Raw genomic sequence first — 20,167 nt, forward strand, 5'->3', positions numbered from 1 at the left:
CCGGCATGAGAGGCGCCTACCTGTCCTATGCCGCGAAGCGCTTGACCCAGGCCATCGTCGTCATCCTGCTGACTTACGTCTTCACCTTTGTTGTCGTCAGTATTCTGCCCGGCGACCCCATCACCAACGTGCTGCGCGACCCGCAGAATGGGTTCACCGAGGACGAGATAAAGGCAATCGTCGCCGCCCAGGGCCTGGACCAGCCGATCCCGGTCCAGCTCTGGACATCGCTGTCCCACTTCGTGACAGGCGATCTCGGCCTGTCGATGCGGTCCAACCGACCCGTCACAACCCTGATCGCCGAGGTGCTCCCTTCAACGTTGATCCTCGCGTCCGCGGCCTTCGTTATCGCGCTGCTGCTGGCGGTGACGATTGGCTACGGCACGCAATTTCTTCCGAAACGGTTCGGCCAGGGCTTGCTGCGGGGCCTCCCATCGTTGTTCCTGTCGGTGCCCAACTTCGTGATCGGCCTGGCGCTAATCCACATCTTCGGGTTTCAGCTCGGCCTCTTCCGCGTGATTGCGCCGAACAGCTTTTGGGCCACTCTTTTCGCCGCGGTCGCGCTCGGCATCCCCGTCTCCGCGCGGATCGCCGAGGTGCTCATCGCGAACCTCGACAACGAATCCGAGCAGGAGTACGCCGCAGTCGCGCGCGGTCGCGGGCTCGGGCAGATGCGCCTGTTCGCAAAACACCTGCTCAAGCCGTCTTCGCTCCCGGTGGTCACCGTCATCGCCCTCGCCATCGGGGAACTGCTCGGCGGTTCGCTGATCACCGAGACGGTGTTCGGACGCACCGGTATCGGCAGCCTGGTGCAGCGTTCGGTGAGCACGCAGGATTTGCCTGTCCTGCAGGCGGTCGTCTCGCTCGCGGCGGTAGTGTTCGTGCTCGTCAATTTGATCGCCGACCTCGTCTACCCGCTGCTCGACCCGCGCGTGAAGCTGATCGGCGGTCCCAAGTATCGCCCGACCACCGCTGACGACAGCTCCACTGCCACGTCCCAGGCGGTGACGTCATGACTCTCGCATCCGTCTCCTCCGCGTCGCGCGTCGCGGCGATCAGCCGGCTGACGGGCCTCCGGGTGCCGCCGACCGTCGCGCTCTCGTTCGCGGTCATCGCGCTTGTGATCGCCTGGTCGCTGGCGCCGGGCTTGTTCACGAGTCATAATCCGGTCGTCGGTGTCCCCGCTGACAAGCTGCTTGGCCCCGGCACGACGCACTGGTTCGGCACCGACCATTTGGGCCGCGACCTCTACACGCGGGTCGTCTATGGCACGGCTTCCTCGGTGACGAGCGCGCTCATCGCCGTCGTCATCGCCACTGTTGCCGGCGGCCTCATCGGCCTGCTGGCGGGCTTCCTCGGCGGCTGGGTGGACATCGTGCTCGCCCGCCTGGTCGACGTGCTGCTGGCAATCCCGAACTTCCTGCTGGCGGTGATCGTCGTCACCGCGATCGGTTTCGACACCACGAACGCCGCCATTGCGACCGGCGTCTCGGCGGTGGCGGTGTTCGCGCGGGTGATGCGTTCGGAAGTCATCAAGACCCGGCAAGCGATTTTCGTCGAGGCGGCGTTTCTGATGGGCGGCTCACGCCGGCACATCCTGTTGCGACACGTGTTGCCGAACGCATCGCGCTCGGTGCTCCCGCTCGCGGTGTTGCAATTCGGCCTGTCGATCCTGGTGATCGCGAGCCTTGCTTTCCTCGGTTACGGCGATCCCCCGCCCGCCTCCGACTGGGGCCTGCTGATCTCGATCGGCAAGGACTACCTGAAATGGCCATGGCTGGTGTACGCGCCCGCCTTCGTCACGATCGCGACAGTGCTCTCCGTGAACAGGATCAGCCGATGGCTTCGCACGACAGACTGACCACCAACACACTCACGCGCGCCGAGCTTGTCGCGCCGGTGCCGCTGCGCCCGATTCCGCTTCTCCGCGTCAACGGCTTGTCGGTCTCCTACGGGCCGAATGAGGTCGTGACCAATGCGGAGTTCGAACTGGGCCGCGGCGAGAGCCTCGCCCTCATCGGGGAGTCCGGCTCGGGCAAGTCGACCATCGCCCGCGCAGTACTGCGGCTGCTCCCGAGCAGCGGACACGCAACCGGCCGCGTCGCGTTCGACGGCCAGGAGGTGCTCGGGATATCCGAGCGCGGCTTCCGGCCGCTGCGGGGGCGAGCCATCGGATTCGTCCCGCAGGACCCCGCTCACGCGCTCAACCCGGTGCGCACGATCGGTGCCCAGGCACACGAGGCGGCCGCGCTCCTCGACGAGCCCGACAGGGCGGTCCGCAAGCGGCTCATCCTGGAGACGTTCGCCGAGGTCGGGCTCGACAACGCCCGGCGTGTCTACGACTCCTACCCGCACCAGCTGTCCGGCGGCATGCTCCAGCGCGTGCTGATTGGCCTGGCGATCCTTCCACGGCCGACACTGCTGGTCGCGGACGAGCCGACCTCCGCGCTGGACGTCACGATCCAGAAGCGGATCCTCGACCTGCTCACGCGGCTGCAGCACGACCTCAAGATCAGCCTGCTGCTCATTACTCACGACCTTGCGATCGCCGCCGAGCGAGCGAACGCGCTCGTCGTGCTCAAGGACGGCATCATCCAGGAGGCCGGCCGAACCGCTTCTGTCTTCGCCGCGCCGGCGTCGGCCTACGCAAGGAAGCTGCGCGCGGATGTCCCGGCCCTCAACCCCGACCGCTACGCCGCGCTGCGCGACACCGGCATCCGAGCCCTCAAGACCGGCGCCGGCGCGACACCGAAGATCAAGGTCAGCGCTGTCACCAAGACCTTCACTGTCGATGGCAAGACGCTGACCGCCGTCGACGATTTGTCGTTCACCGTCCCGGCCGGCACCACGCACGCGCTGGTCGGCGAGTCCGGTTCGGGCAAGACCACGGCGGTCCGGCTGCTGCTGGGCCTCGAGCAACCCGACACCGGGACCATCTCGGTCGCAGACGAGCAGATCACCGGTCGCTCGCCCGATGAGCTACGTTCGGTGTGGCGCCACCTTCAGCTGGTCTATCAGAACCCATTCACGTCGCTCGATCCGACCTGGACGGTCGAGCATCTTGTGCGCGAGCCGCTCGATCGATTCGGAATCGGAACCCGCAAGGAGCGCGACGAGCGGGTTCGCGAGGCGCTGGCCGACGTCGGGCTCGGCGAGCACCTGCTCTCCCGCAAGCCGCAAGCCCTGTCAGGCGGCCAGCGCCAGCGCGTCGCCATCGCCCGGTCGCTGGTCCTCAAGCCTGATGTGATCGTGCTCGACGAGCCCACCTCCGCGCTCGACGTCAGCGTCCAGGCAGACATCGTCGAAGTCCTGCTCTCGCTACAGGTCAACCTTGGCCTAACCTATGTGTTCGTCTCTCACGACCTCGCGCTGGTGCGCCAACTCGCCCACACCGTCTCGGTGATCCAGCGCGGGCGCATCGTCGAGCACGGGGCTGTCACCGAGATCTTCGACAATCCCCGGCAGCCCTATACGAGGTCGCTGCTGGCGTCGATCCCGTCAGGTGTCGCCGGCGCCGCACACCTGCCGCACCCGCGCCTTCGGCAGTTGGCGACTGCGGATTGAGTAACTGCAGAGGGCGCCTGCCCGCTTACTTCTCGTCATCCAGCGCAAGCACGGCAAAGCTCGCGAGCCAGTGCTCACCCATATAATGCTCGGCGATATGGGGAAGGCCCGCAGCCAGATGCTCGTGCGCCGCTTCGTGAGCCATGGCGCGACGGGGATCGCCTGCCGGATATTCGCGCCCGACATGGCCGAGCGCGATACGAGCGAAATGGGCGGCGTGTTCGCGGGTGAGACGGGATGTGGTCATGCTCTGGCCCTTCGTTTGTCACGGTCGATCAAGGTCTCGATCAGGCGTGGATGTAGATCGGCAATTGCGTCGCTGCAAAGTATGGGGCCATGCGCGGCGAGGCGGCAGCGCCGAGCGCCGACCAGACCAGGCCGACATTACGATTGCCGAGGATGAGCCCGACGGTCAGTCGCTGGCCAAAATTGCCCGGCAACAGCACGGCACCCGCAGCTTGAAGGGCAACGTTGCAGGCAAAGGCGAGCCCAAGGCAGAGCGTGGCGGCCTGCACATCCGCCGCGATCTGCGCGCGAATGCCAGCCATCGTCGCCACCGCAAAGACGAGGAGCGCGGCAACGATGACCCCGTCGACCACGCCGCCATGGGCCACCAGCACTGGCGCCGCATGCCGGCGGAGCAGAAAAGCGACGCCCTCCGCGCTGCCGATCAACAGCGCCAGTCGAAGCGCGAGCTCGTAAACGGCGCACAGCCATCACCCTCGCTCACGTCGTCGCGGTGCCGTTCGCGGTTGCAGGCACGGATCTCGCGGCGACCATGGCCGAGCGCGTCGCACGCCGCTTCGCTACAGCCACCGGCGTATCCATCGTTCCAGTTCCCTACGATGTGGAGGCATTCACCATCGACCTCCTCCACACGCGCCGCGCCGTGGCCGACCCGGCGTTGCGCTGGTTCATCGAATTGGTCGATCGGGTTTGCAAGGAATTCTGACAAGATCGTTCCAACAAAGGGCTACTCAACAGAGTGTCGCCACTATTGATTTGCCGAAGAAGAGAATATCGCACTTGTCCGACTATCAACGCATTTGAGCCGTAGAACCAATCGCAGTCCTGGGACGTTGACCGAACGATCAAAACGGGGGCGGCACGATGGGTCCGGAGGGGCGGCATGCGATCGTCATCGGCGGGGGCGCCAGCGGCGTCCTTCTCGCTTATCAACTCCTGAAAACCAACACACCCCATGTTCGTGTTACGTTAATCGAGAAACGGCCCGAGATCGGCCGCGGCCTTGCCTTTCATGCAGGCAATCCGGAACATCTGCTCAATGTGCGCGTGACGAATATGAGCGCGCTGCCCGACGATCCCGAACATTTCTGGAACTGGCTGTGTGCACGGCCCGGCGGGCCGCTGTGTCCCGATCCCTACTGCTTCGTACCCCGGCAGACCTACGGGGACTACCTCGCCGATCTGATCGCGCCGCTGATGTCGGCCGACCCGACGCGAGGCTTGACCATCGTGCGCGGCGAGTGCGCAACCATCCGCGAAAATCCGTCCGACGTCGCAGTCACGCTCGCGGACGGAACTTGCATCACCGGCACTACGGCCGTTCTCGCGACCGGCCATGATGCCGCAGCACCGCTGCTCGCTGGCCATGCCGAACCCTGGGCCTCACCCACTGACGCCGGCATCGACACGAACGCGACCGTGTTGATCCTGGGAAGCGGCCTCTCAATGGTCGACTATGTCTTGTCGCTGCTCCGACACGGACATCAGGGGCGGATCGTCGCCGTGTCGCGGCGGGGCCTGCTGCCGAGGGCTCATCGACGCGTCGATCCGATGCGCTTCGCCGAGAGCGAGATTCCGTTCGGCGCCGAAATCGGGCCGCTGTTGCGCTGGTTTCGTCATCGCGTCGAAATGCATGTCGCCGAGGGTGGCGACTGGCGCGGTGCAATCGACGCGATCAGGCCCTTCACCCAGCGGCTCTGGCACGAGCTTCCGTTGAGCTCCAGGCGCCGATTCCTCGAACACGCCCGCGCCTGGTGGGATGTTCATCGCCACCGCACCGCACCGGAGGTCGAAGCTCGCATCGCGGAGGCTCTCGCGACAAGGCGGCTGACGATCATCGCCGGCAAACTCACCATCATCGCACCTAACCCCGGCGGCGCTATCGTTCGCTACCGCAGGCGCGGTCAAAGCGACACGTCCGAGCTGCAAGTCGGAGCCATCGTCGACTGCACCGGCATCGTCCGGGATCCAGGCGCCAGCACCAACCCGGCCGTGCGCAGCCTGCTCGACGACGGCCTTGCCCGCATCGATCCGCTGCGGATCGGCATCGACGTCACGCGCGAGTGTGCGATCGTCAATCGTGACGGGTCTCCCTCTCGCCGCCTCTACGCCGTCGGCCCGCTGACGCGGGCCGCGTTCTGGGAGATCATCGCTGTTCCCGATATCCGGCAGCAATGCGCGGAGCTGGCAGCGCGACTCGGCAACCATTCGCTTTAGGTTCACAGGAGCGGAGAGCCAGATTCGCTGTAAGCGCTCTCTATCTCCCTTTAATCACCTGTGCGATCTCCCAGGCATGGCCTGAAGGATCGGCAAAGGACGCGGTTCGCCGTCCCCAAGGGCGATCGATCGGCCCATTGAGCAGATCGACACCAATCTCCCGAAGGGCCGAGCACACTTGGTCGACGTCACGAACCCTGATTGTCAACAAGACCCGCGCTCCTGCAGAAGACTTCCCAACGGGCAACGGCTCAACGAGAGGAGGCGCCTGAGACACGTCGAGAAGATTGATCAGGAGTCCACCAAATCTAAGCACGGATGAGACCGCATCTTCCCAGACGACTTCAGGTGCGAAGACCCTAGCGTAAAAAGCTTTCGACGACGCAATCTCGTCGACGAACAAGGTAATGACTTCAACCTCGTTTGGCAGACCATTAGCCATGTCGCCGTGCTCCTCACCGTTGTCGCGCCGGCTTGCGCGAACGAGACAAGCCGCTGGCTACAATATCTCACGATGTCACGGCGTGGCGCAATTCGGCGAGCCGGGCAACCGTCTCGCTTAGAAGCCTCGATCCTAGTTGAACAAATCCGGCTCGGCCTCGGTAATCCAGTCCCACAGCGGCTGGAAGCTGAAATAACCGCCCTTGTGCGTACCGACCTGTCGCGAGGTCAGCCTCGCGATCTCATGCGGGATCGGCTTTGGCGTGCCGGCGGCCTCGGCAAGCAGCTGGGCGCGTGCGGCATTGTCCATCGCGATGTACCACCACGCGGCCGCCTCGATGGTCGGTCCCACCGTGAGCAGACCGTGATTCTGCAGGATCGCAGCCTTCTTCGAACCCAACGCCTGCGCGATCTTGCGACCCTCTTCCGCCTCCAGCACGACGCCGGAGAAGGGATCGAACAGCACGTGATCCTCGTAGAAAGCGCAGGAGTCCTGCGTCAGCGGATCGAGCAGGCGGCCGAGTGCCGACCAGGCCTTGCCGTAAGTCGAATGGGTATGAGCGGCCGCGATCACCTCCGGATGCGCGGCGTGGATCGCCGAATGAATGACGAAGCCGGCTTGGTTGATCGGCTTGTCGCCGATCAGGATGTTGCCGTCGTGGTCCACGAGTTGGAGGTCCGAGACCTTGATCTGGCTGAAATGCTTCGACAGCGGATTGATCCAGAACCGCTCGGGAAACTCCGGATCGCGCACGGTGACGTGGCCCGCGAGCCCCTGATCGAAACCGTAGCGCGAAAACAGGCGGAACGTTGCAGCCAGCCGCTGCTTGCGGTGCAGCCGCTCCTCCTCGAACGACGCGGCCGGCGTGCGCTCGACCAGCGAGTATTTCTTGGGCTTCTCGACGACCTTGTTCATTGTTGCGGCTCCTTTTCTAGTATTCGAGATTCGTGTCGAAGACGTCGGCCAGCGGCACGCCATGCGCATAGGCGTCGAGGTTGATCAGCGTCTTGTCGGCCAGCCGCTTGACGTCCTCTCCTCCCGTCCACGAAACGTGCGGGGTCAGGACGACCTTGGGATGGCTATAGATCGGATCGCCCTCCGGCGGTGGCTCGGGATCCGTGACATCGAGCGTCGCGCCGGCAATTTTTCCTTCGTCGAGCGCTTGTAGTAGAGCGCTCTGGTTGATGATCCGGCCGCGCGCCACATTGATCAGATGCAGCGAAGTCTTGGCGTGCGCCAGCACGTCAGCGTTGATCAGACGCGCCGTCTTCGTCGTCGCCGGCAGAGCGAGGACGAGATGATCGGAAACCTCGACCAACTGCTCGATGCTGTCGACGGGCTGGATGCCCGGAAGGACATACGGCCAGGCCGAGCGCCGCAGAACCCGGATGTTGACGCCGAACGGCTTGACGCGCTCGACGACAGCGCGGCCGATCGCGCCGAAGCCCGCGATCCCGATCGTCTTGCCGCTGAGCGAGCCCAGCGGGGTGATCTTCCACTGTTCGCGGCTGCGCGGCCGAATGTCGTGGATGCGCTTTTCGAAGCCAAGGATCGCCGCAAGGACATATTCTGCGATCGGATCGGCCGAGATGCCGCGACCGACCGTGACCACGGGACCTTCGAGTAGCCATGCCGGAAAGAAATCGACGCCCGTCGATGCGGTCTGGATCCAGCGCAGGCCGAACGGCCAGTCCGCAGGCGCCTTGTGCCAGCCCGCGAGCGGCCGCGTCACCAGCACATCCGCCTCCGGGGCAACCTCCCATGGCGCGCGATCGGCAGGATGATCGATGATCAGCGGGCGCGACCAGTGATCGGCAAGTGCGGCACGAATGTCCGGGCCCAGCTGATTGACGATGATCGGCGATCGCACGCTGGTGGAGGCGCGCCCATTTTCAATTCGGGGAGTGTTCATGTCAGGCGGCTCACGATGGCAATAACGCAGACATGCTAGGCGGTTGCGGCAAGATAGTCTTTTCAAAAATGGCTGGCCCCTTGCAACAACAGGACGACACGCCCGAGTGATGCATAAGAATTCGTCTCTACAGCCGGCTCGCAGACGCTACGTCCCGCGCACGCGCTTGACATCGGAGCGAGCGATCCGATCTTGAGTAGCGATCAAGGAGTTCTCCCATGAAAGTACTCAACATCCTGACCCGGCGTTGTCTGCCACTGGATCAACTGGATGCGGCCGTCGCTTTCTATGAGGCTCTGGTCGGTCAAAAGGCGCGCCTTCGCTTCGATTATCCCGAGTACGACCTGAGACTGGCGCAGGTTGCATCAATCCTGTTCATCGCCGGAACCGAGCAGAGCCTGAAGCGGTTCACCGCAACCCACATGACTTTCATGGTCGAGGATATTGACGCATTCGCCGCCCATCTCCCGACGGTCGGCGCGACTGTGCTGGAGGCGCCCAAGCCGGTGCCGACGGGACGAAACATGCTGGTGCGACATCCGGACCATACGATCGTCGAATACGTCGAGCATCGCGACAAACATCCGGCGGACGTACTGCCGTCGATCTCTGTCGATCCGGCCGTGTAGGATGACTTTTCCGAGCGGCCGCAGCCAGAGCGATTTATTTCCTCCCGATGATGCCAGGCGGCTCCGCTCTCACCTGTGCCGCGGCCTCACCGGCGCGACGAAACACCGTTTCCATGAGCCATTGCTCGTTTGGATAGCGATCGGACCATTCGTCCCAGCCGGAATGCTTGCGGTATTGGCCGAGACGGCCCGAGGCCACCACCTCCTCCGCAGTCACAGCGACGTGTCGGTCGCAATCCGGCGCCACGTAGATCGCGTCAGCCTGGCAATAGAGCTCGCACACGAAGCAGGTCTGGCAATCCTCGACACGGGCGAGAATCGGCAGGCCGTCTTGCCCGGAATCGAGCACGTTGGCCGACAGACCGCGATGCATATCCCGCAATCCGTACAGTGGTCCGCGACGATGAGCTCGATCATGATGCCGCCTCGAGTTGACCAGTTTCGGCATTCGCGGACGGACCATCGGCGGCCACCCAGACCTTATCTAATCCGCCGCTGAGCAGTCGGGTTGCAAATCCGGAATCCTGCGAGGGAAAATCCTCGCGGCGGTGCAGACCCCTGCTCTCGTTGCGTGTTGCCGCCGTGGCGACCGACCAGCGCGCCGTTGCCAGCAGAGCCGCCGTCTCGCGCGAGGCGATTGTGCCAGTGTCCGCGTGATCGGCGAGCTCGGCCCACAAGCCCTCGAGCACGCGTATGGATGCCGCAAGTCCTTGTCTCGTCCGGAACAGATTCTTGTCGAACGGATGCATTTCGGCGCGCACACCGTCTCGTAGCGCGGCGAGATCGACGGTCTGCGCGCCACTGCGCGGCTCGCGCCCGACGCGGCCAAGCGGCCGAAGCCGGCTCTTGCTTCTCTTCACGCCGCGCGACAGGCATGCCGCAGTACGTCCGGCGAACACACCGGACGAAAGAGCCCAGGCCGAGTTGACATTGCCGCCGCCAGAGATCGCCCCGGCAACCTTCTCGCGCGAAGCGTTGTCGCCGGCTACGAATAGCCCCGGAACAGATGTCGTGCCATCCACATCGTGCACACGCACCCCGCCGATCCCGCGAATGGTGCCGTCATTGTGCAGCGTGACCTCAAAGCGGTCGCGGTAGGGATCGATGCCCCAGCGATCGAACACCAGCGGCACATTCGGCGAGATCGTGTGCAGCCGCGCCTTAATGTCATCAGGCAGAAGGTGCAGCGAGCAATAGACCGGGCCGCGCTGGAGCGCGCGGGCGAGGCCGATGGTCTGGTCGGGACCAAAGGGAAGATCGAGCTCGTGCCCGTCGGCATCGTAATAGGTCGCGAACGCATAGGCCATGCTTCGCGTCATCGTCGAATGCGCCGGCGCAATCGTGTAGGCCGCGGTGAACTCCACGCCGGACATCTCCGCGCCAGCCTCCGGCGCCATCAGATAGCCATTCCCCGTGTTGGTCCAGGATCCCAGAAGATGGGACAGGAAGCTGGTCCCGCCGGCTGCGAGCACCACCGCTCCCGCCTCGATCCGGTACGCCCGCCCGCCATCCTGCCGGCGCTGGCCGCGGGCGCCGCCGATCGACCCGTCGGATCGCGCCAGAAGCTCGAGAACAGGCGAATGATCGAGGATGGTGACGCCGTGGCTGAGCACCTGCTGCCGCAGCGCGCGCATGTATTCGGGCCCCCGCACGGCGCGGTAGTTTACCCGCCCTTCGTCATCGGCCCCGAACTTGTAGTGGCGCGCCAGCGTCGGCAGCGTGCGCCAGGTCTGGTCGAGGATGCGATACATCCACTCCGCTTCGCCAAGACCAAGGCCGCTCGCAACACGATTGGCCACGGCTGCATCGCGCGCCGCGGGAGGATCCGGCGGGACCCACCAATGGCCGGCCCCGCCGCGGCCGTGACGCCACTGGTCCCGCAATAGCCCTTGTCGACCAGCACGACTTTCGCCCCGGCCTGCGCGGCGGATGTCGCCGCCCAGGCGCCCGCCATCCCGCCGCCGACGATCAGCACGTCGGTCGTTATCAACAGCTCTTCGGGTGGTGCCGACGCCATAATCTCTCAGACGATTCGTTTCACGCTGCTTTGCGCGCACCGGCGCCAGCGTCGGCAGCTGTCAGCGCCTGGCTGAGATCCGCCAGGATGTCGTCGGGGTGCTCGATCCCGACGGACAGGCGCACATAGCCGGGCGTGACACCCGCGGCCAGTTGCTCGGCCGCGGTGAGCTGCTGGTGCGTCGTCGACGCCGGATGGATAGCCAGCGATCGCGCATCGCCGATATTGGCGACGTGATAGAACAGTTTTAGCGCGTCGATGAAACGCCGGCCGGCCTCGACGCCGCCTTTCAGCTCGAAGCCGACGAGGCCGCCATAGCCGCCTTTCAGATAAGCCTCCGCCCTGCGCCGGTTCTCGCCGCTTTGCAGGCCGGGGAAGATCACGTTCGAGACCGAGGCGTGCTTGGCGAGGAAGTTCGCGACCTTGACGGCGTTCTCGTTGTGCTGACGGATGCGCAGCGGCAAGGTTTCGAGACCCTGGATGAACTGGAAGGCATTTTGTGGCGCGATCGACGCGCCGAGGTCGCGCAGCAGCTTGACGCGGGCGCGAAGGATGTAGGCGATCGGGCCGAGCGGCTTCGCGGCTTCCGTCCAGATCGCGCCGTGGTAGGCCTCATCAGGCTTGTTCAGAAGCGGGAAGCGGTCCGCATGTGCCGCCCAGTCGAAATTGCCGCCATCGACGATGGCGCCACCGATCGCGGTGCCATGGCCACCGATATATTTTGTCGTGGAATAGACAACCACCGCAGCGCCGTGCTCGAACGGACGCGCGATCAGGGGCGACGCCGTGTTGTCGAGAATCAGCGGCACGCCCAGCGAGCGGCCGATGTCGGCGACCTCCTTGATTGGAAAGACGTTCAGCTTGGGATTCGGAAGCGTCTCGCCGAAATAGGCCCGCGTCCCGGCGTCCGTTGCGCGGCGGAAGTTCTCGGGATCCGAGGGGTCGACGAACCGGACCTCGATGCCGAACTGCTTCAGCGTTTGTGAAAGCAGCGTCCAGGTCCCACCGTAAAGATCGGTCGACGACACGATGTTGTCGCCGGCTTGCGCGATGTTGAAGATCGCGAACGCGGAAGCCGTTTGTCCGGAGGACACCGCAAGCGCAGCCGCTCCGCCTTCCAACGCGGCAAGCCGCGTTTCAAACGCATCCTGGGTCGGATTGCCGATGCGGGTGTAGATCGGGCCGATCTGCTCGAGCGCGAACAGGCGCGAGGCGTGATCGGTATTCTCGAACTGGAATGACGTGGTCTGGTAGATCGGAACCGCCACCGCGCCGGTGGCCGGATCGGTGCGATACGACCCTCCATGCAGCGCCAGCGTCTCGAAGTTCCGGGTCTCCAAAGCCATCTGCAACTCCTTCGATCTCTAGGGCACGCGCGGCGCTCGGTCCGCATCGCCAGTCGGTCGAAGGATGCGTTTTGATTTTTGCGCTGTCGAGCGGGTGCGAAAAATAGCGATGCGCGTGCTGCCTGATCGCGATTTCGGAATTCGTTTGTTCCCAATCGTTCGCCGAATTGGAAACAAACTCACTCGCGCAAAAGAGTCCTAAAGCGGGCGAGTTGCGCTCCCTCCAAACAAGAATCTGAAAAACAACCCCATGCACAGTAGAACCGCCACCGGCCGGTTGCCGGGTGTGGCGCGGCTTAAGCCGAGGTCAGGTTTGGTTGAATCGACACGCGGGCGCAGAACGCGAAGCAGCTTTCCGTGGCGAGGGCGAGCCACCAAACGAGCTTGATTTCATCAAGCTCAGGTCATTTGACCTGTCGGGCAAAACAGTGGCAAGACAGCATCGTGGTAATCAGGTTAGCGAACGATATTCTCGCCCAACCACAGTCCAGCGCAGCCTTTCCCTACCGAGAGCGATCACCGCGCAGCGAACGTTGCGAATTCGCGCATACGACAGTTTTGCGCTTCATTCGACCGCCACGGCACGATATCTGCGTCTGTATCGTAAAGTCACCGACGGAACGTGCCATGTCGCCACGCCAATTGCACCTGAACGTCAACCTGCTTCACGCCGGCGTCTATCCGTCGGCCTGGCGACTGCCGGACAGCGATCCGCGCGCCTTCTTCGATCTCGGTCATTATGTCCGTGTTGCTCAGATTGCGGAGCGCGGAAAGCTCGATGCGATCTTCCTCGCCGACTCTCCGGCCGTGAACGATCGCATCGATTACCGGTCGTTCACATCGATGGAGCCCACCATTGTGCTCGCAACGGTCGCCGCCGCAACCAGCCACGTCGGCCTGATTGGCACGGTGTCCACGACCTATAACGAGCCCTATAATATCGCGCGCCGTTTCGTGACGCTCGACCATGCCAGCGGCGGACGTTCGGGATGGAACGCGGTCACGACGGCAGACGCCGCTTCAGGCCGGAATTTCGGCCTCTCGTCGGTGACGGAGCACAAGGCCCGCTACGAGCGCGCCAAGGAATTCACCGAAGTCGTCCAAGCGCTTTTCGACAGCTGGGAGGACGACGCCTTCGTCGGCGACAAGGCGAGCGCGCGATTTGTCGATACGTCGAAAGTGCACTCGATCGCGCACCGTGGCCCGCATTATTCGGTGGCCGGACCGCTGAATGTCCCGCGCTCTCCGCAGGGACGACCGGTCACGGTGCAGGCGGGCGGCTCGAACGACGGCCGCGACTTCGCGGCGGCCTATGCAGAAGCCGTGTTCACGCTGGCGCAGAGCATCGAGGAAGGCGTCGCATATGCGCGCGACCTGCGTGCGCGCGCCGCGACTTATGGTCGTTCGGGCGATTCCATCGTCATTCTGCCGGGGCTTGCCACAGTCATCGGTAGCACCGAGGCCGAGGCGCAGCGGCGGCAGGACGAGCTCTGGGAGCTGGTGCCGATCGAATACAGCCTGGCGCGTCTTGCCGGCACGCTCCAGATCGATCCGGCGCTGCTCGATCTCGACAAACCACTGCCGGATCCGCTGCCGTTGCCGGTCAACGCCAATCACACGATGTTCCAAGGCACCGTGAATCTTGCCCGGCGCGGCAATCTGACGGTACGACAACTTATCCGCGCGCTCGGCGGCGGTGTTGGCCATCGCATCATCGTCGGCACGCCGGAGCAGATCGCCGACGATATCGAGGCCTGGTTCAGGGCCGGAGCCGCCGACGGCTTCAATCTGATGCCGGACGTGCTGCCGTCCGGGCTCGAAACCTTTGTCGATACGGTGGTGCCGATCCTCCAAAAGCGCGGATTGTTTCGGACCGAATACACGGGATCGACGCTCCGCGATCATTTCGGCCTGCCGCGGCCGGAGAGCCGCTTCGCGAAGCAGGCGCCGGAGGTGGCATCGGCCTAGTGTGAGGGCTGGACCAGCCTCTCGGCGGCTCCTGCCGATTGCCTTGCCCGCACGCGGGGGATCACCTCGTGTGCAAATCGCCGCATCTCGGCCTCGAACGGCTGGAATTGCAGCATGAAGAGCTCGATGCCCGCGGCATGGAACGCCTCGATGCGCGCCGCAACCTCGTCATAGCTGCCAACCAGCCCCGTGGCCGTGCCACCATTGCTGCCGACGCGCGGCGTCTTCTGCATGGTCTGCATCATCACGACCTTGGGGTCGGTATTCTGCTTCTGGATCACCTTCATCGGCGCATCCTTTGCGGCCAGGCTGAGCAGCCGCTCATGGGCGGCCTGCGCCTGCTCCCGGGTTTCACGCGCGACGACAAAGGCGGACAGGCCGAAGCGCAATGGCGGCACCGCGCGGACGCGCCACGACATCGGCGATCAGGCCGACCACATCTTCCAGGGGCTGACCGTTGATGAACCAGACGTCGCCGTGCCCTGCGACCAGATCACGCGCCGGTTCAGATTCGCCGCCGACATAGATGGCCGGGCGCTTGCGGTAGAGGCTGGTCGGGCGCAGCGCATAATCGGAGACGTTGAAGTGCTGACCGCTGTAGTTGAGGCGCTCGCCCTCCATCAGGCGGGAGACGACCGAGATCCATTCCGTGCCATAGGCATAGCGGGCGTCATGTTCCGGAAAGCCGATCCCCGCCTTCTCCAGTTCCGGGCGATTCCAGGCATTAACCAGATTGATCGCGAACCGGCCACGGCTGATGTTCTCGATCCCGAGTGCCAGCTTTGCCAGCACAACGGGATGATAGAGATACGGCTTGATCGCGGCGATGATCTCGATGCGCTTCGTCAGCGCCGCAATCGCGGCCGCAGCACTCCAGGCCTCGAGCTGATCGAGGTCTTCCTGATGTGGATTGATCGTGTGCTGCGCGATCAGCGTGGAGTCATAGCCGAGCTCTTCGGCCGCCAGCACCAGATCCCGGTTGCGCTCCCAAGAGGCGTCATAGGGTTCTTCGGGGTCCTGGTGCGCGGCACGCGGGCCATGCACCAGCGCCCAGATTCCGAAGCGAAGAGGCGCAGTCGCCATCGTGCTCTCCCGTAACTTTCTCTCGATCAATCCGGCAATTGTCACGCGTTCTCGCCAATGGCCTGTGCGAGATCAAGCACGACCGAGATCAAAAGATTTTCTTTGTCGCGCACCGGCACTGTGACGACAGCAGATCACTCCGGAGCGAACGACAATTGAAATAGCACTCTATTCCTGTCGGCACGATTCCATGGGACATTTTATGCTGAACGAGGTTTCGCGTCTTGAGCAATATCGAGCTGAGCCAAATCAACCGTACCGTGATCGCTACGGATAGCGGACTGCCATCGCAAAGCAGCGACAGATCGCTCGCATCGACAAGCAGACTTGGCGCTCGCGGCCTTCAGCTCCTCTCCTGGCTTGCACCCGTATTGCTGGTCATCATCTGGGAATCGCTTGCGCAAGTGGGATGGGTCTCGCCACAGGTGCTGCCCGCGCCGAGCAAGGTCATTCGGACGGCGTTCAAGCTTGCGACCACCGGAACCTTGCTGAACGATCTCGGCGTAAGCCTGCTGCGTGCCGCCGCGGGCTTTGCGATCGGTACTGCAGTCGGCGCCGGACTCGGCATCCTCGTCGGGTTCTCGCGGATCGCGGAAGCTGCGATCGACCGCAGCGTTCAGATGATCAGGGCCATCCCCTTCCTCGCTGCGCTACCCCTGGTCATCGTCTGGCTCGGCGTCGGCGAAGCGGAGAAGATCTTCCTTGTGGCGCTCGGCGTCACGTTTCCGATCTACATCAACACCGTGCTTGGCATCCGGCAGGTTGACCCCAAGCTGCTCGAACTCGGCCGGGTCCAGGGCCTGGGCTCGCTCCAACTGATCCGCCGGATCATCCTTCCCGGCGCATTGCCGTCGATCTTGACCGGTGTTCGTTATGCTCTTGCCACGGCTTGGCTGGCGCTGGTCGTGGCTGAGACAATCGGCGCGCAATCGGGAATTGGCTTTCTCGCGATGGATGCCCGCGAATTTCTGCGCACCGACGTGATCATCCTGACGATCGTGATCTATGCGCTGATCGGCATCGCGGCCGACGGCATCGCACGCTTGCTCGAACGGCGTCTGCTCGCCTGGCATCCGAACTACGGGGCAGCGCGATGAACGTACATGTCGCTCCATTGTTCCCCGCATCATCCGAGTCAGGGCCGGCCGTCGTTGTCAGCAATCTCGTCCGCAGCTACGGCCGTCGTGTGGTCATCGAAAGGCTGAACCTGCGGATCGAGCGCGGCGAGTTCGTTGCCCTGCTGGGCGAGAGCGGCTGCGGCAAGACCACGCTGCTACGGGCGCTCGCCGGCCTCGATACGATCCAGGGTGGCCGCATCGTGGCGCCCCGGCGGCCGGCAGTGGTGTTTCAGGAACACCGGCTGCTGCCCTGGGACAATCTGTGGCGCAACGTCTCGCTCGGCTTGCAAGCATCCAACGCCCGCGAACGCGCCGCCGAAGCGCTCACCGAGGTCGGCTTGGGCGATCGTCTCGACGACTGGCCGCGCAACCTCTCCGGCGGACAGGCCCAGCGTGTCGCGCTTGCCCGCGCGCTGGTCCAGCAGCCCGAGCTTCTGCTGCTCGACGAGCCGTTTGCCGCGCTCGATGCGCTGACCCGCATCCGCATGCATGAGCTCGTCCGCGAACTGGTCGCCAATCATCAGCCGGGCGTCCTGCTCGTCACCCACGACGTCGACGAGGCGATCGCCCTCGCCGATCGTATCCTCGTGATACGCAATGGCGCGATCGCCTTTGAGCATCGCGCCGCGCGCGACGGCTCGACCTCCATCTCGCGCGCCGAGCTCCTCGGCGAGCTTGGCGTGACCTCTCATTCTCCCAACTAGGTTCTCCGGAAGGCCCACATGTCCGACTCCTCGATCGCCAAACCATCCCGGCGCGGCTTCCTCGGCTCCGCAGCCTTCGGCATTGGCGTGCTCGCCGGCATGGACATCAGTGAGTTCGCGCAGGCCGCGCCCGGCCGCACCACCGACACGGTCCGCCTGACCTGGGGCCTGGGCGGCCTCAACCTGATCGCCAAGGAGCGCGGCGAGTTCGAGAAGCTGCTGGCCAAGGACGGCATCAAGGTCGAATGGCTCGGGCCCTTCCCGAACCATGCACCGACCTTGCAGGCGGTCACCGGCGGCAGTGCCGACTTCAGCTTCGGCGGCAGCACCACGCCGGCACTCGCCGCCATCATTGCCGGTTCGCCGCTGGTGTTCACGCAGTTCGTGGTCTACGAGCCCCGCACCACGGCGATCATTGCCAAGGACGGCTCCGGCATCGACAAGATCGAGGATCTCGTCGGCAAGTCGGTCGCGGTCAACCGCTCGGGCCTCGGCGAATTCCTGCTGGTCGCCGCCCTTGAGAAGCACAAGGTCGACCGCTCCGCGGTCAAGTTCGTCTATCTCAATCCACCCGATGCGGCACCGGCGCTTGCCTCCGGCAAGGTCGACGCCTGGTCGATGTGGAGCCCCGGCGTCGACATCGCCCGGCGCGAATACAAGGCGCACGACATCTTCCTGGAAGGCCGCGATCTCGAGTTCCAGATCGACTACACGTCCTACCTGATCACCCGGAAATTCGCGACCGACAATCCGGCGCTGGTTCGCGCCGTGAACGACGCGTTCCGCGCCGAAGGCAAATGGATCTCGGAGAACGGCAAGGACGCCGAGTACATCGCGCAGAAGGCCGGCAAGTACAGCGACGAGGTCCGCGACCAGTTCATCGCGCTGAAGCGCCAGTATCGCTACTTCGCGGTCAACGACGAGCAATTCATCGGCGAGCTGCAAAAGGCCGCCGACTGGCTCGTCGCTCGCAAGGTTCTGCCCGAGCCGGTCAAGGTGACCGACCATCTCGCCCAGCTCTAGGACCATTCCAACAGGCCAAGACAATGAACAAGACTGTATCCAGCCCCTCCCTGAACACATCCGAGCCGCTCAAGACCGGCTCGCCGGAACTGGAGGCTTTGCTCAACCAGATCAACGAGGGCGCAAGCGATCGCGAGCGCGACCGCGTGCTGCCGTTCGACGTAATTGACCTCATTCGCCGTGCCCGCCTGGGCGCATTGCGGCTCCCCATTGCGGCCGGCGGCGCCGGTAGCACGATCCGCGATCTCTTTGCTTTCGTCATCCGCCTCGGCGAGGCCGACGCCAATGTCGCGCACATCCTGCGCAACCATTTCAGCGTGGTCGAGCGGTTGGTGCGCAATCCCAAGGACGATCAGAGCCGGCAATGGCAGAAGGCGGTCGCTGAGGGTGCCATCATCGGGCTTGCGACGACCGAGCTCGAAAGCCCGCGCGTCGGCAATGTCACGCCGGGCACGACGTTCACACCCGATGGGAACGGCGATTACCTGCTGAACGGCACCAAATATTACAGCACCGGAACATTGTACTCGGACTATGTCCTGGTGCGCGCGGCCGATCCTGATGGCACCAGTGGCGCAACAATCGTCCCGATCAAGCGTGAAGGCATTGAACTGGTCGACGACTGGGACGGCCTCGGGCAACGGCTCACCGCCACCGGCACGACCCATTTCCGCAACGTCAAGGTCAAGCGCCAGGAAGTGGTCTTCGATGCGCCCGATATCGGCTACGGCGTGCCCTACTCCAACACATTCGCCCAGCTGTTTCTGACGGCGATCGTTGCGGGCATTGCGCGCGCGACGCTGCGTGATGCGACCGCGCTGGTCCGCTCACGCAAGCGCACGTTCTATTACGCGCCGACCGAGATCCCGACCGAAGACCCGCTTCTCCAGCAGACGGTCGGCCAGATCGCCAGCGGCGCCTTTGCGGCCGAGACGGTGGTGCTGGCGGCAGCCGAGGCGCTGGACATCGCAACCGACGCCTTCGAGACGGGCGCCCCGAATGCGGCAGATGCGGCCCATACCGCCGCCCTGCTCTCGGCCAAGGCAAAAATCATCGCGGACGATTTCGCCATCCGCGGCGGCAGCCTGCTGTTCGATGTCGGCGGCGCGTCGGCCACCAAGAAGGTCACCAATTTCGACCGCCACTGGCGCAATGCAAGGACGCTGTCCTCGCACAATCCGACCACCTACAAGGCGCGCTCGATCGGCGAATTCGAGATCAACGGCAGTCTGTTGCCCGCCAAAGGGTTCTTCTAGCGGAAGGATCCAAAGCCAGTCCCGGCAGGCGCGACGCGAGGAGAGACAGATGGGAAAGTCGGACATTCATCTGATCAGAGGCGGCAACGAAATCGAGCACCAGTTTCGTGCCGTCATGCGTCGTCTTGCGGGTGGCGTCAGCATCATCACCGCGGGCCGCGACCAGGAGATCACGGGCATGACGGTGACGTCGCTGACGTCACTGAGCGCGAGCCCGCCCCGCGTGCTTGTCAGCGTCAATCGGCAAGCCTCCTCCTTTGCCCCGATCGAGCGTCATCGGATGTTCGGAGTCAACATCCTCGGATCCGATCAGCAGGATTTGGCGAACCGGTTCAGCAACAGCAGGCTCAAAGGTGCGGAGCGCTTCGAAGGACTATCCTGGACCACCGGCACATCGGGCGTCCCTCTGCTCGGCCATTCGCTGGCAACGATCGAATGCCAGGTGGAGGAGATCATCGAGCGATATTCGCACGGGATCATCGTCGGCAGCATTTTGAGCTTCGAGCTGTCACCCCAGGTCTCCGGACTGGTCTACTGGAACGGCCAGTACATCGAGATCAACCACGACGTTGACCTCGATCTGCTCGCCGAGATCAGTATTCCCCTGGCCCATGTCAGGTGACATTATCATCCGACATCACC

Annotated in this window: 19 protein-coding genes and 3 pseudogenes; 12 read left to right on the forward strand and 10 right to left on the reverse strand. The window is 64.1% G+C overall.

Translation table 11 applies throughout. The annotated features are described in order from the left end of the window. The first annotated feature begins 5 nt into the window (after positions 1-5). The 3 genes from FXB38_RS09525 to FXB38_RS09535 are packed head-to-tail and all read left to right on the forward strand — an operon-like array spanning position 6 to position 3,564. Entirely contained in the window at positions 6-1,016 is a 1,011-nt protein-coding gene (locus FXB38_RS09525) for an ABC transporter permease (protein WP_148750613.1), read from the forward strand. Further along, positions 1,013-1,861: an ABC transporter permease gene (locus FXB38_RS09530; protein WP_148750614.1), complete on the forward strand. Its 849-nt coding sequence runs from the start codon at positions 1,013-1,015 to the stop codon at positions 1,859-1,861. The genes FXB38_RS09525 and FXB38_RS09530 overlap by 4 nt, the downstream gene beginning before the upstream one ends. Then, on the forward strand, positions 1,840-3,564 hold the full coding sequence (locus tag FXB38_RS09535; protein ID WP_148750615.1) for a dipeptide ABC transporter ATP-binding protein: 1,725 nt from the start codon (positions 1,840-1,842) through the stop codon (positions 3,562-3,564). Before FXB38_RS09530 ends, FXB38_RS09535 begins: the two co-directional genes overlap by 22 nt. 25 nt (positions 3,565-3,589) lie before the next feature. Here FXB38_RS09535 and FXB38_RS43725 read toward each other — a convergent pair. Both FXB38_RS43725 and FXB38_RS09545 read right to left on the reverse strand, forming a co-directional pair. Further along, positions 3,590-3,748 (reverse strand): annotated as a pseudogene (locus tag FXB38_RS43725) (DUF2891 family protein); the annotation flags it as partial. Positions 3,749-3,851: 103 nt separating this feature from the next. Further along, positions 3,852-4,238 (reverse strand): hypothetical protein, encoded by a 387-nt coding sequence (locus tag FXB38_RS09545; protein ID WP_187434766.1) that lies wholly within the window; start codon positions 4,236-4,238, stop codon positions 3,852-3,854. Between the two features lie 104 nt (positions 4,239-4,342). Here FXB38_RS09545 and FXB38_RS09550 point away from each other — a divergent pair, with 104 nt between their 5' ends. Together FXB38_RS09550 and FXB38_RS09555 are read left to right on the forward strand one after the other, a co-directional pair. Then, a complete protein-coding gene (locus FXB38_RS09550; RefSeq protein WP_187434767.1) occupies positions 4,343-4,516 on the forward strand; it encodes a type 2 periplasmic-binding domain-containing protein in 174 nt (57 codons plus the stop codon). Positions 4,517-4,674: 158 nt separating this feature from the next. Next, positions 4,675-6,027: an FAD/NAD(P)-binding protein gene (locus tag FXB38_RS09555; protein ID WP_148750617.1), complete on the forward strand. Its 1,353-nt coding sequence runs from the start codon at positions 4,675-4,677 to the stop codon at positions 6,025-6,027. Between the two features lie 40 nt (positions 6,028-6,067). On the opposite strand, the gene FXB38_RS09560 is transcribed toward FXB38_RS09555, so the two are convergent. From FXB38_RS09560 to FXB38_RS09570, 3 genes are all read right to left on the reverse strand, one after another. Next, a complete protein-coding gene (locus tag FXB38_RS09560) occupies positions 6,068-6,469 on the reverse strand; it encodes a VOC family protein (protein WP_148750618.1) in 402 nt (133 codons plus the stop codon). Positions 6,470-6,601: 132 nt separating this feature from the next. Continuing rightward, positions 6,602-7,384 carry a class II aldolase/adducin family protein gene (locus FXB38_RS09565; protein ID WP_187434768.1) on the reverse strand — a complete coding sequence of 261 codons (783 nt, stop codon included), beginning with the start codon at positions 7,382-7,384 and terminating at the stop codon, positions 6,602-6,604. Positions 7,385-7,400: 16 nt separating this feature from the next. Further along, on the reverse strand, positions 7,401-8,381 hold the full coding sequence (locus FXB38_RS09570; RefSeq protein WP_148750620.1) for an NAD(P)-dependent oxidoreductase: 981 nt from the start codon (positions 8,379-8,381) through the stop codon (positions 7,401-7,403). Positions 8,382-8,599: 218 nt separating this feature from the next. Here FXB38_RS09570 and FXB38_RS09575 point away from each other — a divergent pair, with 218 nt between their 5' ends. Continuing rightward, positions 8,600-9,010, forward strand: coding sequence for a VOC family protein (locus tag FXB38_RS09575; protein WP_148750621.1), 411 nt, complete (start codon positions 8,600-8,602; stop codon positions 9,008-9,010). Positions 9,011-9,044: 34 nt separating this feature from the next. Here the strand turns inward: FXB38_RS09575 and FXB38_RS09580 are convergent, their stop codons facing one another. From FXB38_RS09580 to FXB38_RS09590, 4 genes and pseudogenes are all read right to left on the reverse strand, one after another. Then, complete coding sequence (locus FXB38_RS09580) at positions 9,045-9,383, reverse strand: 4Fe-4S dicluster domain-containing protein (protein WP_246229781.1); 339 nt, start codon at positions 9,381-9,383, stop codon at positions 9,045-9,047. A gap of 40 nt (positions 9,384-9,423) precedes the next feature. After that, positions 9,424-10,809: an FAD-binding protein gene (locus FXB38_RS09585; protein WP_283812725.1), complete on the reverse strand. Its 1,386-nt coding sequence runs from the start codon at positions 10,807-10,809 to the stop codon at positions 9,424-9,426. Between the two features lie 68 nt (positions 10,810-10,877). Continuing rightward, positions 10,878-11,027, reverse strand: a pseudogene (locus tag FXB38_RS44815) (FAD-dependent oxidoreductase); the annotation flags it as partial. A 20-nt stretch (positions 11,028-11,047) separates the two neighbouring features. Then, positions 11,048-12,373 (reverse strand): O-acetylhomoserine aminocarboxypropyltransferase/cysteine synthase family protein, encoded by a 1,326-nt coding sequence (locus FXB38_RS09590; protein ID WP_148750622.1) that lies wholly within the window; start codon positions 12,371-12,373, stop codon positions 11,048-11,050. A gap of 627 nt (positions 12,374-13,000) precedes the next feature. On the opposite strand from FXB38_RS09590, the gene FXB38_RS09595 reads away from it, so the two are divergent. Continuing rightward, positions 13,001-14,341, forward strand: coding sequence for an LLM class flavin-dependent oxidoreductase (locus FXB38_RS09595; protein WP_148750623.1), 1,341 nt, complete (start codon positions 13,001-13,003; stop codon positions 14,339-14,341). On the opposite strand, the pseudogene FXB38_RS09600 reads toward FXB38_RS09595, so the two are convergent. Beyond that, positions 14,338-15,424: pseudogene (locus FXB38_RS09600) on the reverse strand (LLM class flavin-dependent oxidoreductase). The gene FXB38_RS09595 and the pseudogene FXB38_RS09600 overlap by 4 nt on opposite strands. A gap of 281 nt (positions 15,425-15,705) precedes the next feature. Between FXB38_RS09600 and FXB38_RS09605 the strand changes: the two are divergent. The 5 genes from FXB38_RS09605 to FXB38_RS09625 are packed head-to-tail and all read left to right on the forward strand — an operon-like array spanning position 15,706 to position 20,147. Further along, positions 15,706-16,521, forward strand: a complete 816-nt coding sequence (locus tag FXB38_RS09605; RefSeq protein WP_246229809.1) for an ABC transporter permease subunit — start codon at positions 15,706-15,708, stop codon at positions 16,519-16,521. Beyond that, on the forward strand, positions 16,518-17,246 hold the full coding sequence (locus FXB38_RS09610; RefSeq protein WP_148750624.1) for an ABC transporter ATP-binding protein: 729 nt from the start codon (positions 16,518-16,520) through the stop codon (positions 17,244-17,246). Before FXB38_RS09605 ends, FXB38_RS09610 begins: the two co-directional genes overlap by 4 nt. 18 nt (positions 17,247-17,264) lie before the next feature. Further along, positions 17,265-18,269, forward strand: a complete 1,005-nt coding sequence (locus FXB38_RS09615) for an NrtA/SsuA/CpmA family ABC transporter substrate-binding protein (RefSeq protein WP_148750625.1) — start codon at positions 17,265-17,267, stop codon at positions 18,267-18,269. A gap of 23 nt (positions 18,270-18,292) precedes the next feature. Then, entirely contained in the window at positions 18,293-19,525 is a 1,233-nt protein-coding gene (locus FXB38_RS09620) for an acyl-CoA dehydrogenase family protein (RefSeq protein WP_148750626.1), read from the forward strand. Positions 19,526-19,574: 49 nt separating this feature from the next. Further along, positions 19,575-20,147, forward strand: coding sequence for a flavin reductase family protein (locus FXB38_RS09625; RefSeq protein ID WP_148750627.1), 573 nt, complete (start codon positions 19,575-19,577; stop codon positions 20,145-20,147). The last annotated feature ends 20 nt before the right edge of the window (positions 20,148-20,167 follow it).

Source organism: Bradyrhizobium cytisi, from assembly GCF_008123515.1.
GTDB lineage: Bacteria > Pseudomonadota > Alphaproteobacteria > Rhizobiales > Xanthobacteraceae > Bradyrhizobium > Bradyrhizobium cytisi.

Bases quoted from the DNA above. Each gene is read 5' to 3' on its own strand.
- FXB38_RS09525 (WP_148750613.1), top strand. From the start codon at position 6: ATGAGAGGCGCCTACCTGTCCTATGCCGCGAAGCGCTTGACCCAGGCC.
- FXB38_RS09530 (WP_148750614.1), top strand. From the start codon at position 1,013: ATGACTCTCGCATCCGTCTCCTCCGCGTCGCGCGTCGCGGCGATCAGC.
- FXB38_RS09535 (WP_148750615.1), top strand. From the start codon at position 1,840: ATGGCTTCGCACGACAGACTGACCACCAACACACTCACGCGCGCCGAG.
- FXB38_RS09550 (WP_187434767.1), top strand. From the start codon at position 4,343: ATGGCCGAGCGCGTCGCACGCCGCTTCGCTACAGCCACCGGCGTATCC.
- FXB38_RS09555 (WP_148750617.1), top strand. From the start codon at position 4,675: ATGGGTCCGGAGGGGCGGCATGCGATCGTCATCGGCGGGGGCGCCAGC.
- FXB38_RS09560 (WP_148750618.1), bottom strand. From the start codon at position 6,469: ATGGCTAATGGTCTGCCAAACGAGGTTGAAGTCATTACCTTGTTCGTC.
- FXB38_RS09565 (WP_187434768.1), bottom strand. From the start codon at position 7,384: ATGAACAAGGTCGTCGAGAAGCCCAAGAAATACTCGCTGGTCGAGCGC.
- FXB38_RS09570 (WP_148750620.1), bottom strand. From the start codon at position 8,381: ATGAACACTCCCCGAATTGAAAATGGGCGCGCCTCCACCAGCGTGCGA.
- FXB38_RS09575 (WP_148750621.1), top strand. From the start codon at position 8,600: ATGAAAGTACTCAACATCCTGACCCGGCGTTGTCTGCCACTGGATCAA.
- FXB38_RS09580 (WP_246229781.1), bottom strand. From the start codon at position 9,383: ATGCATCGCGGTCTGTCGGCCAACGTGCTCGATTCCGGGCAAGACGGC.
- FXB38_RS09590 (WP_148750622.1), bottom strand. From the start codon at position 12,373: ATGGCTTTGGAGACCCGGAACTTCGAGACGCTGGCGCTGCATGGAGGG.
- FXB38_RS09595 (WP_148750623.1), top strand. From the start codon at position 13,001: ATGTCGCCACGCCAATTGCACCTGAACGTCAACCTGCTTCACGCCGGC.
- FXB38_RS09610 (WP_148750624.1), top strand. From the start codon at position 16,518: ATGAACGTACATGTCGCTCCATTGTTCCCCGCATCATCCGAGTCAGGG.
- FXB38_RS09615 (WP_148750625.1), top strand. From the start codon at position 17,265: ATGTCCGACTCCTCGATCGCCAAACCATCCCGGCGCGGCTTCCTCGGC.
- FXB38_RS09620 (WP_148750626.1), top strand. From the start codon at position 18,293: ATGAACAAGACTGTATCCAGCCCCTCCCTGAACACATCCGAGCCGCTC.
- FXB38_RS09625 (WP_148750627.1), top strand. From the start codon at position 19,575: ATGGGAAAGTCGGACATTCATCTGATCAGAGGCGGCAACGAAATCGAG.